Genomic DNA, 16,335 nt, shown 5'->3' with positions numbered 1-16,335 from the left:
AGAACCGTGACGAGGAGTAGGAACGTGGCCGAGCCCGCCAAGCCCGACACCAGGATGCTCGAAGCGCTGCGCGCTTCGCTCAAGGAGACCGAGCGGCTGCGCGAGCAGAACCGCGCGCTCACCGCCGCGCAGCGCGAGCCCGTCGCGATCGTGGGCATGGCGTGCCGCTATCCCGGCGGCGTCGGCTCTCCTGACGATCTGTGGGAGCTGCTGGCGGGCGGCCGGGACGGCGTCACGGCGTTCCCCGCCGACCGGGGCTGGGAGGAGGCGTTGCGTGACGCCGACGGACGGAGCAGGTCTGTCACCGACGAGGGCGGATTCCTGCACGACGCGGGGGAGTTCGACGCCGCCTTCTTCGGGATCTCGCCCCGTGAGGCCCTGGTCATGGACCCGCAGCAGCGGCTCCTCCTCGAAGGGGCGTGGGAGGCGTTGGAGCACGCGGGCATCGACCCGACGACCCTGAAGGGCAGCCGGACCGGCGTCTACGCCGGGGTGATGTACCACGACTACTTCGGCAGTTTCGGCACCGGCAGCATGGTCGCGGGCCGGGTCGCCTACACCCTGGGCCTCGAAGGGCCCACCCTGTCGGTCGACACGGCGTGTTCGTCGTCCCTGGTCGCGCTGCACCTGGCCGCGCAGGCACTTCAGCAGGGCGAGGCGGACCTCGCCCTGGCCGGCGGGGTCACGGTGATGGCGTCCCCCGGCACCTTCGTCGAGTTCAGCAGGCAGGGCGCCATCTCCCCGGACGGCCGCTGCAAGTCGTACGCCGCCGACGCGAACGGCACCGGCTTCGCCGAGGGACTCGGTGTCCTCGTCCTCGAACGGCTGTCGGACGCACGGCGGTCGGGCCACGAGGTGTGGGCGGTGGTACGGGGTTCGGCGGTGAATCAGGACGGTGCGTCGAACGGTCTGACGGCGCCGAACGGTCCCTCGCAGCAGCGGGTGATCCGCGCGGCCCTGTCGCGGGCCCGGCTCTCCGCCACCGAGGTCGACGTCGTGGAGGGCCACGGCACGGGAACGGTGCTGGGAGACCCGATCGAGGCGCAGGCGCTGCTGGCGACGTACGGCCAAGGGCGCCCGGACGGTGCGCCGTTGCTCCTCGGCTCGGTGAAGTCCAACCTCGGGCACACCCAGGCCGCCGCCGGTGTCGCGGGTGTCATGAAGATGGTGCTCGCCATGCGCCACGGCGTCGTACCGGGATCGCTGCACGCCGACGAGCCGTCACATCAGGTCGACTGGGCTTCGGGGGCCGTGGAGTTGGTACCGGAGGCGCGGAAGTGGCCGGAGGCCGGCCGGCCGCGCCGGGCCGGGGTGTCGTCCTTCGGGATCAGCGGCACCAACGCCCACGTCGTCCTCGAACAGGCCCCGGCGACTGCGGAACCCGCGTACCCCGACCCGGCCGAACCGCCGGTCCTGCTCTGGCCGTTGTCCGCCCGTACCCCCGAGGCCCTGGCGGCGCAGGCCGCCCGGCTCCGGGACTTCACCGCCGGGCGCCCGGAGCACACCCCCGCAGCGGTGGCGCGGGCCCTCGGCACCCGGCGTACCGCCTTCGCCCACCGGGCGGCCGTCACCGGCACCGACCGCGCCGGTCTGCTCACCGCGCTGGACTCGCTGGCGCGGGGGGACAGCGCTCCCGCGGTCGTACGCGGCCGTACGCGTGCGAAGGCGCGCACCGCCTACCTGTTCACCGGCCAGGGCGCGCAGCGGCTCGGCATGGGCGCCGAACTCCGCGCCGCCTTCCCGGTGTTCGCCGCCGCCTTCGACGAGGCCGAGGCGGCTCTCGGCGTCGGACTGAGCGAGGTGCTGGCGGGCGCGGACGGCGCGGCCGCCGACCGCACGCTGTACGCCCAGGCCGGTCTCTTCGCCTTCGAGGTCGCGATGTTCCGTCTGCTGGAGTCCTGGGGCGTCCGGCCCGACTTCCTGGCCGGTCACTCCATCGGTGAACTCGCCGCCGCGCATGTGGCGGGAGTCGTGGGACTGGCGGACGCGGGCAGGCTGGTGGCCGCCCGGGGACGGCTCATGCAGGCGCTCCCGGAGGGCGGGGCGATGGTCGCCGTCCAGGCCACCGAGGGCGAGGTCCGGCCCCTGCTCGGGCCGGGCGTCGCGATCGCCGCCGTCAACAGCCCCTCCGCGGTGGTGATTTCGGGTGAGACCGACGCCGTACTCGCCACCGCGGACAACTTCGCCAGGACGAAGCGGCTCACGGTCTCGCACGCCTTCCACTCCGCGCTGATGGACGACATGCTCGGCGACTTCCGGGCGGTCTGCGAGAAGACCGTCCTCCACGAGCCCCGTATCCCGCTCGTCTCCGGTGTCACCGGCGACATCGCCGGGCCCGGTCTGCTCACCGACCCCGAGTACTGGGTCCGGCACGTGCGCGAGCCGGTGCGGTTCGCGGACGCCGCGCGGACACTCGTGGAGCGCGGCGCCGGCCGTTTCGTGGAGCTGGGCCCCGACGCCGTGCTGACCGGCATGGCACGCGAGTGCGCGGTTCCCGACGACGCGCTGTTCGTCGCGCTCGGCCGCCGCAGGACGGCGGAGAGCGCCGCGGTCGCGACCGGTCTCGCGCGCCTGTACGCGGACGGGCTCACGCCCGACTGGCCCGCCGTGTTCCCCGGTACGGCGGCCTCGCCGCTGCCCACGTACGCCTTCCAGCACGAGCGTTACTGGATCGCGGCGGACGTCGCCCTCACCGCGCCCGCCCTCGACACGCCGCAGCACCTGTCCACTGCCTCCACCGCGGCGCGTGAGCCACTGGGCGACCGGCTGGCCGGGCTGACCCCGGAAGAGGCGACCGGGGTGCTGACCGACCTGGTGAGCGCCGAGGCCGCCGCGCTGCTCGGCTACGGGGCGGACGGCGCCATGGGCCCTGACACCGTCTTCCTCGAAGCGGGCATGGACTCGGTGACCGCTGCCGAACTGCGCGGCGCGGTACGCGCCGCCACCGGACTCACCCTGACGACCGGGGCCGTGTTCGACCACGGCACGCCCGCCCGGCTCGCCGCCGTACTCCGTCAGGAGTACGACCGCGGGGTCGTGTCCGTCCCGGACGAGAAGGCCGAGGAAGGCAGCCGGGAACACGCCGTGACCGCCCCCGCACCCGACCGCGAGTCCGTCAGCGGTCTGCTGCGGATGGCCGCGACCGGCGGCCGGATGTCGAAGGGCATGGACCTGCTCGGCGCGGTCGCCGCCATCCTGCCCGGCTTCACCACCGTCGCCGAACTGGGCGGTGTCGCACCGGCCGTACGCCTCTCGCGCGGCCCCGCCGACCGGCGTCTGATCTGCGTTCCCTCGCCCATGGCGCTCGGCGGCGCGCACCAGTACGCCCGCTTCGCCGCGCACTTCCACGGCCGCAGGGAGGTCGCGGTGCCGGCCGTGCCCGGCTTCGGCCGCGACGAGCCGCTGCCGCTGTCATTCGACGCGGTCGTGGACGTTCTGGCCGAGGGGACACGGGCGGCGGCCGACGACGCGCCCTTCGTCCTGCTCGGTTACTCCTCGGGCGGTCAGTTCGCCCACGCCGTCGCCGAGTCGCTGGAGAAGGCGGGCACCCCCGCGGACGCGATCGTCCTGCTGGACACCTATCTGCCCGACGGCGGCGGCAACGACGACCTGTGGCGGGAGATGTTCGAGGGGATGCTGGACCGCGAGGACAGCTTCGGCGGTTTCAGCGCCCCACGGCTCGCCGCGATGAGCCGCTACAGCGAGCTGATCCTCGACCGGTCGCCCGGCGCGCTCACGGCGCCCGTCCTGTTCGTACGTCCCGCCGAGTCGTTCACGTCCGGCGGGGCGGGCAACGACGACTGGCGGGCCGGCTGGGACGCGGACCACACCCTGCGGGAGGTGCCCGGCAATCACTTCACGCTCCTGGAGGAGTCGGCGACCACGACGGCGCTGGCGGTCGACGACTGGCTCGCGGGGCTGCCGGGCGGCGGCAGTGCGCCCGGCAGGTGACCTCACGTCACGCCGAGCACCGGCGCACCAGGCCCTCGTTCTGGAAGTGCCTCACCCAGGCGTCCACCTCGGGACGCAGCGACTCGGAGGCGATGCCCCACTGTTCGGCCAGAACCTCGGCCGCGCGCTCCGGCTGCCACTCCTGCCGCTGGAGAACGATCCACATCAGGGTGCCCGTGGGGCCGCAGCGATGCCGCAAACCCGTCCGGGGAAGAAAGAAGTCGACCTTGCCGTCGGGCAGAACTTGCGTCTCCAGACCGTTTTCCGATCGCATGGCGACTCAATCCTCCAATTGCCGTGGGGGGCTTTTTCGGTGTGCGGTTCGAGCATATTGACGAGCGCATCGCCGCGTAATACAGCGGACTCCCGAAATTCAGGTGCACGAAACGACACCGACGGTAGTGGGGCTGTGTGCACCTTGACACCAGGCCCCTCCGAAAACTGTGGGAGAGCTGGCCGAAAATAACTCCCATCAGGCGTGATGTGGTCTGCCGGGAGGTTTCCTCCGGACCGGAGGTAGAAGAAGTTCTACCGCCGATACACCGCCTGGAGCCAATGCCCCGGAACCCGCGCATTGCCTACGCTTGTGCTCGACGACGAGTCATACATATCAAATTTCGGTAGGGGAGTCCCTGTGTACGCCAATGAACATGCCACCCGCGAAACGGCGGTACGGCTCGAAGCCGTCGCCAAGATCTACGGTGACGGCGACAATCGGGTCGCCGCGCTCAAGGAACTCACCCTGAGCTTCGGCGCGGGGACCTTCACCGCAGTCATGGGCCCGTCCGGATCCGGCAAGAGCACCTTCCTGCACTGCGCCGCCGGCCTTGTCAAGCCCACCTCCGGCTCCGTCTTCGTCGGCGGCACGGATCTCGCGCACATGGACGAGGTCCAGCTGACGAAACTGCGCCGGGACCGGATCGGGTTCATCTTCCAGGCGTTCAACCTGCTCCCGGCGCTGACCGTGATGCAGAACATCCTGCTGCCGCTCGAACTGGCCGGCCGCCGCCCCGACAAGGAGCTCATCCGCTCCGTCGTCGACCGGGTCGGCCTCGCCGACCGGACCCGTCATCTGCCGGGCGAACTCTCCGGCGGCCAGCAGCAGCGGGTGGCGATCGCCCGCGCCCTGGTCACGCGGCCCGCCGTCGTCTTCGCCGACGAGCCGACGGGCGCCCTCGACACCCGTACGGCCGGCGCGGTCCTCGCGCTGCTGCGCGAGTCGGTGACCGTCGCCGGGCAGACCCTGGTGATGGTCACCCACGACCCCGTCGCCGCCTCCTACGCGGACCGCGTGGTGTTCCTCGCGGACGGCATGCCCGCGGGCGAACTCCAGCGGCCGACCGCCGACGCCGTCGCCGCGCGCATGACCCGCCTCGGTGCCTGGGAGGGCGACGGCCGGCCGGCCGCGCCCGTCGCGACGGGCGGCCGGTTCTGATGGGTCTCCTTGCTTTCCGCACCCTCAAGTTCCGCAAGGCGAGCTTCATCGCGACCTTCGTCGCCATGTTCCTCGGCGCGGCGATCGTCATGGCCTGCGGCGGTCTCATGGAGACCGGCATCCGCATGGACGCGCAGCCGAAGCGGCTCGCCGCCGCCCCGATCGTGGTCACCGGCCATCAGAGCGCCGGCTCCGGCGCCCTGTCCGAGCGGGGCCGTCTCGACGCCGGGCTCGTGGACACCGTGAGCTCCGTTCCGGGCGTGGCGAAGGCCGTGCCCGACGTGTCCTTCCCCGCCGTCGTGATCCCCGGCGGCTCCGGCGCCTCCGACATCGCCGACGCCGACGGCGGATCCACCGCCGGCCACAACTGGGCCTCGTCGTCCCTGGCCCCGTACACCCTCGCCGACGGCGCCGCACCCAAAGGCGCCGGCCAGGTGGTACTCGACAAGACCCTCGCCGACCGCGCCGACGCCTCCGTCGGCTCCCGCGTCGAACTGGCCGTCCAGGGTGTCTCCCACTCCTACCTGGTCAGCGGCATCGTCACGCGGTCCGGCTCCGGCGGCGACCCCGCCGTCTTCCTCTCCGACGACCGCGCGGACGAGCTGACCGGCGGGAGCGTCGACAACATCGGCGTGGTGCCCGGCGACGGCGCCTCCGTCGCGACCGTCACCGCCGCCGTCGAGGCGGCGGTGGACGACGAGGCGAGTGTGCTCAGCGGCGAACGCCTCGGCCTCGCCGAGGCACCGGGCGCCCTGACCGCCCAGCGCACCGTCATCATCCTGGCCGCCGTCTTCGGCAGCTGGGCGGTGCTCGTCGTCCTCTTCGGTGTCGCCTCCACCCTCGGCCTGACGCTCCAGCAGCGCACCCGAGAGATGGCCCTGCTGCGCTCCATCGGCACCACGTCGAGCCAGCTGCGTCGGATGATCCTGTGGGAGACCTCCGTCCTGTCCGTCGTCGCCACCGCCCTCGCCGTGGCGCCCGGCTATCTGCTCGGCAAGCTCATCTGCTCGATCCTCACCGACAGCGGAGTCCTCTCCTCGGTGATCGTCTTCCACCAGGGCTGGGTCCCGATGCTGGTGGGAGCCGTCACCGCGATCCTCGCCGCCGCGGGAGCCACCCGCTTCGCCGGCCGCAAGGCGGCACGCACGGAACCCGTCGCGGCGCTCGCCGACAGCGAGGTACGGCCCCGCTGGTTCACCAGGAACCGCCTGCTGCTGGCCCTGTTCTTCCTCACCGTCGGCATCTCCCTGTCCGCCACCACCCTGCTGGTCATGGAGAACGGTCCGACGCTGGCGAGCACCGCGGGCCCCGCGTCCGTCTTCTTCAGCATCGGCATCGCCCTGCTGGCACCCGGCATCTGCGCGGCCGTCGTCGCGGTCCTGCGCGGGCCCGTCCGGCTGCTGACCGGGCTCCCCGGACGCCTCGCCGTACGCAACACGGCCACCAACCCCGTCCGTATGGCGAGCGCCGCCGCCCCCGTCATCATGCTGATCGCGATCGCCACCGGCACGCTCTACATGCAGTCCACCGAGGACAGTGTCTCCGCCGAGAGCTACGCGCAGGGCATCGGCGCCGACTACGTACTCGAATCCGGGGCCGGCGGATTCCGGTCCGACGTGGCCGGACAGGTCGCCGGACTGCCCGGGGTGGCGGCGGCGTCCGGCCTCGTCACCTCGCGTGGCTTCGTGGAGGCCGAATCCGGCTCCAGCGGCATCGCCCTGCGCGGTGTCGACGCCGGGGGCGCGAGCCTGAACCTGTCCCTGAGCGACGTCACCGGCTCATTGGAGTCGCTGAGCGGGGACACCGTCGCCCTGTCCACCGACCGGGCCGAGGAGTTCGGCGTCGCTGTCGGCGACCGGCTGCCCGTCCGGCTCGGCGACGGGACACGGTCCGAACCGAAGGTCGTCGCCCTCTTCGCCGGCGACCCCGACGAGGAGTTCCTGTTGCTGCCGGCCGGCACGCTCGCCCCGCACACCACCGCGGGCCTCGCCGAGCACATCCTCGTACGCGCCGACAAGGACGCGGACCGGGGCGCCCTCAACACCGAACTGGCCTCCTTCGCCGGGCAACTGCCCGGAGCCCGGGTGGCCGACAGCTCCACCCTCAGCGGCTCCAGCGACTCCATCCAGCAAATCCTGGTGACCGCCAACTACACGGTCGTCGCCATGATCGTGGGATACGCGGCCATCACCGTGGTCAACACCCTGGTCGTGGTGACCCGTAAGCGGCGCAGGGAGATCGGGCTCTCCCGGCTGACGGGCGCCACCCGCGCCCAGGTCTTCGGCATGCTGAGCGTCGAAGGGGCACTGATCTCCGTCGTCGCGGTCGTGCTCGGCACGGCGGCCGCCGCGACCACGATCGTCCCGTACGCGATGGTCAAGAACGACTCGTTCCTGCCGTCCGGTTCCATCGGGATCTACCTCGCCGTGGTCGGCGGATCCCTGCTGCTGATCTTCGGCGGTACGCTCTTCCCGTCCTGGCGCGGTATGCGCACCCCGCCGGTCGAGACGGTGGCCGCCGAGTGAGGGAGCACACCATGGTGGCCGAAGGGCCGGTGTCCGACCGGGAACGTCCGGACACCGTTTTACCGGCGACCGTTCCACCGGCGACCGTTCCACCGGCGGGCGGGCCCTCCACCGGGCGCGGGCGGGCGCGGTACGCGCGCGAACGCGCCCTGGCCCTCGGGCGGTTCGCCGTCGCCGCGGTCCGCCGTCGCACCCGGCGGGCCACGCTCGACACGGCCATGGGCACGGTGGCCGGCGCGAGCACGATGCCGTCCCTGGCCCTCTTCCTGGTGACGGCCTACTTCGTGATCCTGTTCGTCATCGGTATCGGCGCCGTGGCGCTCCCCATCTGCATCCCCGCCGTCCGCTGGCTCTGCAACCGGGCCCGGCGGCTGGCGGGTCGGGCCGGCGTGCCGGTCGAGGTGCCGTACCAGCCCGAACCGCCGGAGTTCGAGAAGGACATCGTCGGCTGGATGCGCCGCTGCAAGTGGATCCTCACCGACCGGGCCACCTGGCGCGACCTCCTCTGGCTCTTCCTCAACACCGCCGTCGGCATGATCGGGTTCATCCCCGCCGCACTCCTCTACTACGTGGGTGAGGGCCTGGTCCTGGCGGGCGGCCTCTGGCACTCCCTGCTCGTCGGCGACGGCACGGGCCGCATGTACTGCGGCATCGTCGTCGACAGCCACCCGACCGCCGTCACCGCCGGCTTCCTGTCCCTCGGAGTCTTCGCCGTCTGGCTCTGGACGACGCCGTTCATCCTGAAGGGCTACGCCTACTTCACCCGCTACCTGCTGGGCCACACCGACACCACACGGCTGGCCTCCCGCGTCCGGCACCTGGCGGAGAGCCGGTCCGGCGCCCTGGACACCCAGGCCGCCGAACTGCGCCGGATCGAACGTGATCTGCACGACGGCGCGCAGGCCAGGCTCGTCGGCCTCGGCATGACTCTCGGCGCCGCCGACCGCCACCTCGACAAGGACACGGCGGAGGCCCGGCGCCTCCTGCGCGAGGCGCGCGCCTCGTCCGTTCTCGCCCTTCGTGAACTGCGCGACCTCGTACGGGGCATCCACCCGCCCGTCCTCGCCGAACGCGGACTCGCCGACGCCCTGCGCGCCCTCGCCATCGCGAGCCCGCTGCCCTTCGAGGTGCGGGTGACCATCCCCCCACAGCTCTCGGCGCCCGTCGAATCCGCCGTATACTTCTCGGTGTCCGAGCTGCTCACCAACGTGCTGAAACACGCCGGGGCGAGCCGCGGCGAACTGTCCGTCGGATACGAACGCGGCGTGCTCCGTGCGCGCGTCAGTGACAACGGCCGGGGCGGCGCGAGCATGAGCGAAGGGTCCGGCCTCGCCGGAATCCGGCGGCGGCTCGCCGCCTTCGACGGAACGATCGACATCAGCAGCCCACCCGGCGGCCCCACCGTGACCGAGTTGGAGATTCCGTGCGCGTCGTCCTCGCCGAGGACCTTTTCCTCCTGAGGCAGGGGCTCGTGCAGCTCCTCACATCGTTCGATTTCGAGGTCGCGGCGGCGGTGGACAACGGGGAGGATCTCGCGAAAGCCGTGGCGCAACACCGCCCCGACATCGCCATCGTGGACGTACGGCTGCCGCCCACCTTCACCACCGAGGGCCTGCGAGCCGCGCTCCAGGCCCGCCGCGACATGCCGGGCCTGCCCATCCTCGTCCTGTCCCAGCACGTCGAGCAGATGTACGCGCGTGAACTGCTCGCCGACGGCACGGGCGGCATCGGCTACCTGCTCAAGGACAGCGTCCTCGACGACGAGCAGTTCGTGGAGGCGATCCGCCGGGTGGCGAACGGCGGCACGGCCATGGACGCGGCCGTGGTCGCCCAGTTGATGGTCAGTCACTCGATGGACGCGGGCATCGAAACACTGACGCAGCGCGAGCGGCGGGTGCTGGAACTCATGGCCGAGGGCTGCTCGAACGCCGCCATCGCGGGCCGGCTCACCGTGAGCGAGGGCGCCGTCGCGAAACACATCTCAGGCATCTTCACCAAGCTGACGCTCCCTCAGGACAGCGACGTCAACCGGCGGGTGATGGCAGTCCTCACCTATCTGAACGCCTGACACGTCATCGGCACAGCGAAAGGCCCTCTGTGGCCGGTGAACGCACCGGTCACAGAGGGCCTTTCCCCTCCTCGTCGCTGTGTCACGTCGTGCTGTGCACCACCCCGTCGAGCCGCCGCCGCAGACTGCTCGTCACCTCCTTCCACCGTTCGGCCAGATAGAAGTGGCCGCCGGGGAAGATCTCCAGGGAGAAGTCCGCCGTGGTGTGGTCGCGCCAGCGGGCCGCCTCCTGTGAGGTGACCTTCGGGTCGTCGTCACCGAGGAACGCGACGACGGGGATGTCGAGTTCGGGCCCCGGCCCGTGGACGTACGTCTCCACCGCCCGGTAGTCCGCCCGCAACGCCGGCATGACCATCGCGATGATCTCCTCGTTGTCCAGCAGCTTCCCCACCGTGCCGTCCAGCGACTTGAGTTCGGCGATCAGCGACGCGTCCGGCTTCAGATGCAGCCGCTCGTCCCGGTGCGTCGACGGCGCGCGGCGCCCCGAGACGAACAGCGCGAGCGGACGATGCTCCGCCGCGCGGAGCCGGCGCGCCACCTCGTATCCCAGCAGCGCCCCGTAACTGTGGCCGAACAGCGCGAACGGCCGGTCGGTCCACGGCCCCAGCGCCTCGGCGATCCGGTCCGCGAGCAGGTGCAGATCGTCCACCGGCCGCTCGTGGCGCCGGTCGTGGCGCCCCGGATACTGCACGGAGAGAACCTCGACGTCCGGGGCCAGGGCGGCCGACATCGGGAAGTAGTACGACGCCGCGCCGCCCGCGTGCGGCAGACACACCAGCCGGGTCCCGCTGTCGGGGTTGCGGTGCGGAACACGTATCCAGGTGTCGTCGGTCGTGCCGGTCATGACGGGATTCCTTCGCTCGTCAGTCGGTGACGCTGATGACTTGCGTCGGACAGGTGAGGGACGCCTGGAGCACGTCCTCGTAACTGTCCTCCGGCGGCTCCTCCGTCAGGAGCAGGGTCAGACCGTCCTCCCCCTGGTCGAAGACCTCCGGGACGAGCAGCGCGCACTGGCCGGAGCCGGTGCACCTGTCGCGGTCGATATGGACGCGCATCGCTGTCCTCCTCGAAATGGGTGACCCGTCACCAGGTGACGGGCAGCTCGTAGACGCCGTAGACCATCGCGTCGTCCTTGAACGGCAGGGAGTCCACCGGCGCGGCCGTCCGCAGCCCGGGAATCCGGCGGAACAGGGTCTCGTAGACCACCTCCAGCTCCACCCGCGCGAGGTTCTGCCCGATGCACTGGTGGATACCGAAACCGAAGGCGAGATGGCCGCGCGCGTCGCGCCGCACATCGAGGGTGTCGGGGTCCGGGAAGACGTTCTCGTCGTGGTTCGCGGCGTTGTTGAGCGCCATGATGCCCTCACCCGCGCGGATCACCGTGCCGTCCAGGTCGATGTCCTCGACCGCGACCCTGGCCGTGCCCGAATCGGAGATGGAGAAGAAACGCAGCAGCTCCTCGACTGCCTTCGGCATCAGCCCGGGCTCGTCCCTGACCGCGGCGAGCTGGTCGGGGTGTTCGAGCAGCGCCAGGACACCCAGGGCGATCATGTTCGCCGTCGTCTCGTGCCCGCCGACCAGCATGAGCCTGGCCATCGTCACGATGTCGAGGTGGTCGCACGCCTCGGTGACGCGGTTCTTCTCGATGAACCGGCTGAGCAGGTCGTCGCCCGGCTCGCTCTCCTTGCGGGTCACGAGCTTGTCCAGATAGCCGTCGAGCGTGGCCACGGCCGCGCCGTACTCCTCCTGGCTGAGGTCTCGGTTCATCAGCCGCGCCGACCACTCCTCGAACTTGGCGTGGTCGTCGTACGGCACGCCCAGTAGTTCGCAGATGACGAGCGACGGTACGGGCAGGGCGAGCGCCGCGACCAGGTCGACGGGGCCGCCGGCGGCCAGCATCGCGTCGATCCGCTCGTCCACCAGCTGCTGGATCCGGGGACGCATCTCCCTGGCCTTGCGCGCCGTGAACTCCGAGAGCAGCATGCTCCGCTGGGCGGTGTGCTCCGGAGGATCCATCGACAGCAGCATCAGCCGGATGTGCTGGAGCATCTCCTCCGGGATGTGGAACTGGTGCGGATATCCCGGCAGTCTGAGATTCGAACTCGCCCGCGCGTCCCCGAGGACCTTGCGGACGTGGTCGTGGCGCGTGAGCAGCCACGTCGGCTTGCCGTTCACCTTGAGCGCGGCGCGCGAGACGGGTTCACCCGTGCGCAGCTTCGCGTACTCCTCCGGCGGCGCGAAGGGACAGGCGCGGCGCATCGGGAACTCCGGCAGGGCGGTCGTGTCCGCGCTCCGGTCGGCTGACTGGGTCATGGTGCCCTCTCTGGCAGTCGCTCTGGGTCTGGCTCGCTCCGTACGGCCCGCTCGGCCGCACGGGACTCTCAGGACACGCCCCGAGGCGGCTACCAGCTCACCGGGAGTTCGTACAGACCCCACACGATCGCGTCGTCCTTGTAGCGCAGCTCGTCGGCCGGCTTCTCCAGACGCAGACCGGGGATCCGGCGCAGGAGCGTGTCGTAGACGACCTCCAGCTCCAGACGTGCCAGGTTCTGCCCGATGCACTGGTGCACGCCGTAGCCGAAGGCGAGATGGCTGCGCGTCGACCGGCGCACGTCGAGGGTGTCGGCGTCGGGGAAGACGTTCTCGTCGTGGTTCGCGGAGTTGTTCAGCGGCATGATGCCCTCACCCGCGCGGATCACCGTGCCGCCGATCTCGATGTCCTCCTTCGCCACGCGCGCGGTGCCCGCGTCGGAGATGCTGAAGAAACGCAGCAACTCCTCGACCGCCTGCGGCAGGAGAGCCGGTTCGTCACGCACCGCGGCGAGCTGCTCCGGGTGTTCGAGCAGGGCGAGCATGCCGAGGGCGATCATGTTCGCCGTCGTCTCGTGGCCCGTGACCAGCATCAGCCGCGCCATGCTCACGATGTCGGAGTGCTCGACGGCCGGCTCGGCGCGGTTCAGCGCGATCAGCCGGCTGATCATGTCGTCGCCCGGCTCGGACTCCTTCAGGGTGACCAACCCGTCGACGTACTTGTCGAGCTCGTAGTGCGCGGCGCCGCGCTCCTCGTCGCTGATCTCGTGGTTCATGATCTGCCACGCCCAGTGCTCGAACCGGCCGTGGTCCTCGTAGGGCACGCCGAGCAGTTCGCAGATGACGAGCGACGGTACGGGCAGGGCGAGCGCCGCGACCAGGTCGACGGGGCCTCCGGCCGCCAGCATCGCGTCGACACGCTCGTCCACGATCTCCTGCACCCGGGGCCGCATCGCCCGCATCTGGCGCAGGCTGAACTCGGGCGCGAGCATGCGCCGTTGGACGGTGTGGTCCGGCGGATCCATGGACAGGAACGTCAGCGGCACCGCCTGGAGCATCTCGTCGGGCACCGGGACCTGGAGCGGATAGCCCGGCAGCTTCAGGTTGGCGCTGACCCGCGAGTCACTCAGGATCTGCTTCACATGGTCGTGCCGCGTGATCAGCCAGGCCGGCTTGCCGTTCACCTTCAGGGACGCCCGCGAGACGGGCTCGTTCTCGCGCAGTTCGGCGTAGCGGGCGGGCGGTGCGAAGGGGCAGGCGCGGGTCATGGGGAACGGCGGGTGCTCGGCCTCGCCGGCACGGTCGGCAGGGTTCATGGTGCCCTCTCGAACTCGGTACGTGGGTGGTGGCGGGCGCGGACCCGTCGGCGGTCGCGGCACGTGTCCGCGGAGCGCGTGACGCTCCGGGGGAGAGCGGTCCACACGCCCCACGACGGCGGGAGCCTGGGCCCGGATCCGGCGGTGCTCGGTGTCCGGCCCGGCCGCCTCCCGCACAGTAATCCGCCCCCCGTGACCGCCGAACCCCCCTACCTCCCCCTGCCGGTTGTCCGGTCCCGGACCAGGGACGAAGGCGCCACCGGCCGCCCACACACCGGCCGGTGGACGGCCCCGACCGCCCCGGTCCGGTAGGGGCGGTTAGGGGGTCCAGATCAGCCCCGCGGCGGGGTTAGCGTCGATCCCGATCACGCCTCCGTGGTCCCCACTCAGACAACTGGAACGGGGTGCTCACCGTGTCACCGGATCCCAGCGACAAGGGCACAGTCCCCTTCCGGCAGTACCGCACCTGGTACCGCGTGACCGGTGACCTCAAGGCAGGCCGGCCCGCGCTCGTCGCCGTGCACGGCGGCCCCGGCAGCACGCACGACTATCTGCTCGCCCTGGCGGCCCTCGCCGACGAGGGCTGGCCCGTCGTCCACTACGACCAGCTCGGCAACGGCGGATCCACCCATCTCCCCGGCAAAGACGCTGGCTTCTGGACGGTGGACCTCTTCCTCGCCGAACTCGACAACCTCGTCGACCGGCTCGGCGTCGCCGACGACTACGTCCTGTTCGGCCAGTCCTGGGGCGGCCCGCTCGCCGCGTCGCACGCGATGACGAACCCGGCCGGGCTGCGCGGACTCGTCGTCGCCAACGCACCCGCCTCCATGCCGCTGTGGCTCAGCGAAATGGCGGCGCTGCGGGCCGGGTTGCCACCCGAGGTGCAGGAGACCCTGCTGCGCCACGAGGCGGCGGGCACCACCGACACCGACGAGTACTTCGCCGCCATGCGGGTCTTCTACGACCGCCATGTGTGCCGGATCCAGCCGTGGCCGCAGGACTTCCTGTCCTCGTTCATGGAGATCTACAACGATCCGACCGTCTACCACACGATGAACGGGCCGAACGAGTTCCATGTCATCGGGACCCTGCGCGACTGGTCGATCATCGACGATCTGCACCGGATCAGGACCCCGACCCTGCTGATCGGCGGCCGGCACGACGAGGCGACGCCCGCCGTCATGCGGCCCTACGCCGACCTGGTCCCCGGCGCGCGCTGGGAGATCTTCGAGGAGTCGAGCCATCTGCCGCACCTGGAGGAACCCGAGCGGTTCACCGAGGTGATGGTCGACTTCCTGAAGAGTCTGTAGAGCGGCGGCGCGGCGTCCCGACCCATCACACGATCCGGTACGCGCTTCGACGCGCGCCCGGCAAGGGGAGGCCATGAAAAGCACAGCGAACGACGGCACGGCCGGCCCGGACGCCACCGCCATGGTGTTCCCCGGCATGGGGCCGTCGCCCTTCTCGGACGTGGGCCGCTTCATGGTGGTCAACCCGGAGGCCAGAGAGCTGGTCGCGATCGCCGACGACGTACTCGGCTACTCCCTCGTGGACACCTTCCGCGAGGCGGAGGGCGACTACTCGGAGGCCGCCCAGGTCGCCTTCCTGGTGAACTGCCTGGCGTCCGCGAGATGGGCGGAGCGGGAACTGGGCATCGTCCCCTCGGTGGTGACGGGACCGAGCTTCGGCGAGAAGGCGGCCCTCGCCTACTGCGGCGCGCTCACCGTCGCCGAGGCGATCCGGATGACCGCCGAACTCGCGCGATGCATGGACGACTACTTCCGCCACGCCCACCAGGACATCGTCACGCTGTCCTTCGTCCGCGCCCCGGAGGAGGGACTGACGGCGATCTTCGCCGACCTCGACGCCGCGGGGGAGTGGCACGACATCTCCTGCTACATCGACGACGGCTTCTACATGGTCTCGCTCGGCGAACACCGTGTGGACTGGTTCCGCTCCCGGCTGCGCGACGTCGGCGCGCTCTCGCTCTACACCATGCGCCCGCCCATGCACTGCGCCGCGTTCGCCCCGCTCCGTGACCGCGTCGAGCGCGAGGTCCTGTCCGACCTCGACTTCGCCGACCCGCGGCTGCCGGTCGTGGCCGACCAGGACGGCGCGCTCGTGGAGACCGGGGCCGGCCTGCGGGCGATGCTGCTGGACAGCTTCACCCGCCCGCTGAACTGGCCCGACGTCATCGACGGGCTGCGGTCCTTCGGCACCCGCCGCGTCTGCGTCGCGGGCCCGGACAACCTGTTCGGCCGGGTCGGCCGTACGACGGAGGCTTTCGAGGTCGTGCCCGCCAACCCCCGCGCCGCGATGACGCCGCGCCGCACGAACACCCGCCGCACGCACGAACGCCGTACCCGCGTCGGCGCCGCCTGAGCGACAACGCCGCCCGAGCGAGAGCGCCCGGGGGACCGCGCCGCCCTGCGGGCGGCCGTACGACGACCACCCCTCACGACACCTTGGAGTCACCGTGCAGGACGACCGATTCGCGCCGCTGCTGCGCCAGTTCCTCCCCTTCGCGGCCCCCGACGAGCCGCTCGACGACGACGTCAAACTGCGCGACCTCGGACTCGACTCGCTGGGCATGGTGCAGCTCCTCGGCGCGCTGGAGGACACCTACCAGATCCGTTTCCTCGGCGACGAGCTCACCATGGGCTCGTTCGAGACCCCCGGCATCCTCTGGAAGACCGTCGACAGCCTGACCCAGCGCGACGCGGGCTGAGG

At 71.3% G+C, this 16,335-nt stretch carries 13 protein-coding genes; 8 read left to right on the top strand and 5 right to left on the bottom strand.

The window, feature by feature from the left end; all coding sequences use genetic code 11:
• Positions 1 to 24: 24 nt before the first annotated feature.
• A complete protein-coding gene (locus SSPS47_RS01150; RefSeq protein ID WP_164247813.1) occupies positions 25 to 3,951 on the top strand; it encodes a type I polyketide synthase in 3,927 nt (1,308 codons plus the stop codon).
• A gap of 7 nt (positions 3,952 to 3,958) precedes the next feature.
• On the opposite strand, the gene SSPS47_RS01145 is transcribed toward SSPS47_RS01150, so the two are convergent.
• Positions 3,959 to 4,225, bottom strand: coding sequence for a hypothetical protein (locus tag SSPS47_RS01145; protein ID WP_164247811.1), 267 nt, complete (start codon positions 4,223 to 4,225; stop codon positions 3,959 to 3,961).
• A gap of 360 nt (positions 4,226 to 4,585) precedes the next feature.
• Here SSPS47_RS01145 and SSPS47_RS01140 point away from each other — a divergent pair, with 360 nt between their 5' ends.
• The 4 genes from SSPS47_RS01140 to SSPS47_RS01125 are packed head-to-tail and all read left to right on the top strand — an operon-like array spanning position 4,586 to position 9,979.
• Positions 4,586 to 5,386, top strand: coding sequence for an ABC transporter ATP-binding protein (locus SSPS47_RS01140; RefSeq protein WP_164247808.1), 801 nt, complete (start codon positions 4,586 to 4,588; stop codon positions 5,384 to 5,386).
• Entirely contained in the window at positions 5,386 to 7,911 is a 2,526-nt protein-coding gene (locus SSPS47_RS01135) for an ABC transporter permease (protein ID WP_164247805.1), read from the top strand. Before SSPS47_RS01140 ends, SSPS47_RS01135 begins: the two co-directional genes overlap by 1 nt.
• Complete coding sequence (locus SSPS47_RS01130) at positions 7,908 to 9,371, top strand: sensor domain-containing protein (protein WP_343234862.1); 1,464 nt, start codon at positions 7,908 to 7,910, stop codon at positions 9,369 to 9,371. Before SSPS47_RS01135 ends, SSPS47_RS01130 begins: the two co-directional genes overlap by 4 nt.
• The gene (locus SSPS47_RS01125; RefSeq protein WP_164247802.1) at positions 9,335 to 9,979 is read left to right on the top strand and encodes a response regulator transcription factor; all 645 of its coding nucleotides are present in this window, start codon (positions 9,335 to 9,337) and stop codon (positions 9,977 to 9,979) included. Before SSPS47_RS01130 ends, SSPS47_RS01125 begins: the two co-directional genes overlap by 37 nt.
• A gap of 82 nt (positions 9,980 to 10,061) precedes the next feature.
• Here the strand turns inward: SSPS47_RS01125 and SSPS47_RS01120 are convergent, their stop codons facing one another.
• The 4 genes from SSPS47_RS01120 to SSPS47_RS01105 all read right to left on the bottom strand — a co-directional run bounded on the left by SSPS47_RS01120 (position 10,062) and on the right by SSPS47_RS01105 (position 13,605).
• Positions 10,062 to 10,823, bottom strand: a complete 762-nt coding sequence (locus SSPS47_RS01120; RefSeq protein WP_164247799.1) for an alpha/beta fold hydrolase — start codon at positions 10,821 to 10,823, stop codon at positions 10,062 to 10,064.
• Positions 10,824 to 10,842: 19 nt separating this feature from the next.
• Positions 10,843 to 11,034 carry a ferredoxin gene (locus tag SSPS47_RS01115; RefSeq protein ID WP_164247797.1) on the bottom strand — a complete coding sequence of 64 codons (192 nt, stop codon included), beginning with the start codon at positions 11,032 to 11,034 and terminating at the stop codon, positions 10,843 to 10,845.
• Between the two features lie 28 nt (positions 11,035 to 11,062).
• Complete coding sequence (locus SSPS47_RS01110; RefSeq protein ID WP_164247794.1) at positions 11,063 to 12,292, bottom strand: cytochrome P450; 1,230 nt, start codon at positions 12,290 to 12,292, stop codon at positions 11,063 to 11,065.
• 89 nt (positions 12,293 to 12,381) lie between these two features.
• Positions 12,382 to 13,605: a cytochrome P450 gene (locus SSPS47_RS01105; RefSeq protein ID WP_164247791.1), complete on the bottom strand. Its 1,224-nt coding sequence runs from the start codon at positions 13,603 to 13,605 to the stop codon at positions 12,382 to 12,384.
• Between the two features lie 413 nt (positions 13,606 to 14,018).
• Here SSPS47_RS01105 and SSPS47_RS01100 point away from each other — a divergent pair, with 413 nt between their 5' ends.
• The 3 genes from SSPS47_RS01100 to SSPS47_RS01090 all read left to right on the top strand — a co-directional run bounded on the left by SSPS47_RS01100 (position 14,019) and on the right by SSPS47_RS01090 (position 16,333).
• A complete protein-coding gene (locus SSPS47_RS01100) occupies positions 14,019 to 14,915 on the top strand; it encodes a proline iminopeptidase-family hydrolase (RefSeq protein WP_164247788.1) in 897 nt (298 codons plus the stop codon).
• A 73-nt stretch (positions 14,916 to 14,988) separates the two neighbouring features.
• Positions 14,989 to 15,987, top strand: a complete 999-nt coding sequence (locus tag SSPS47_RS01095) for an ACP S-malonyltransferase (RefSeq protein WP_164247785.1) — start codon at positions 14,989 to 14,991, stop codon at positions 15,985 to 15,987.
• A gap of 94 nt (positions 15,988 to 16,081) precedes the next feature.
• Complete coding sequence (locus tag SSPS47_RS01090) at positions 16,082 to 16,333, top strand: phosphopantetheine-binding protein (protein ID WP_164247782.1); 252 nt, start codon at positions 16,082 to 16,084, stop codon at positions 16,331 to 16,333.
• The last annotated feature ends 2 nt before the right edge of the window (positions 16,334 to 16,335 follow it).

Source organism: Streptomyces sp. S4.7 (genome assembly GCF_010384365.1).
GTDB lineage: Bacteria > Actinomycetota > Actinomycetes > Streptomycetales > Streptomycetaceae > Streptomyces.
The sequence above is the reverse complement of the archived record's forward strand: the minus strand, read 5'-3'. Positions and strand labels throughout refer to the sequence as shown.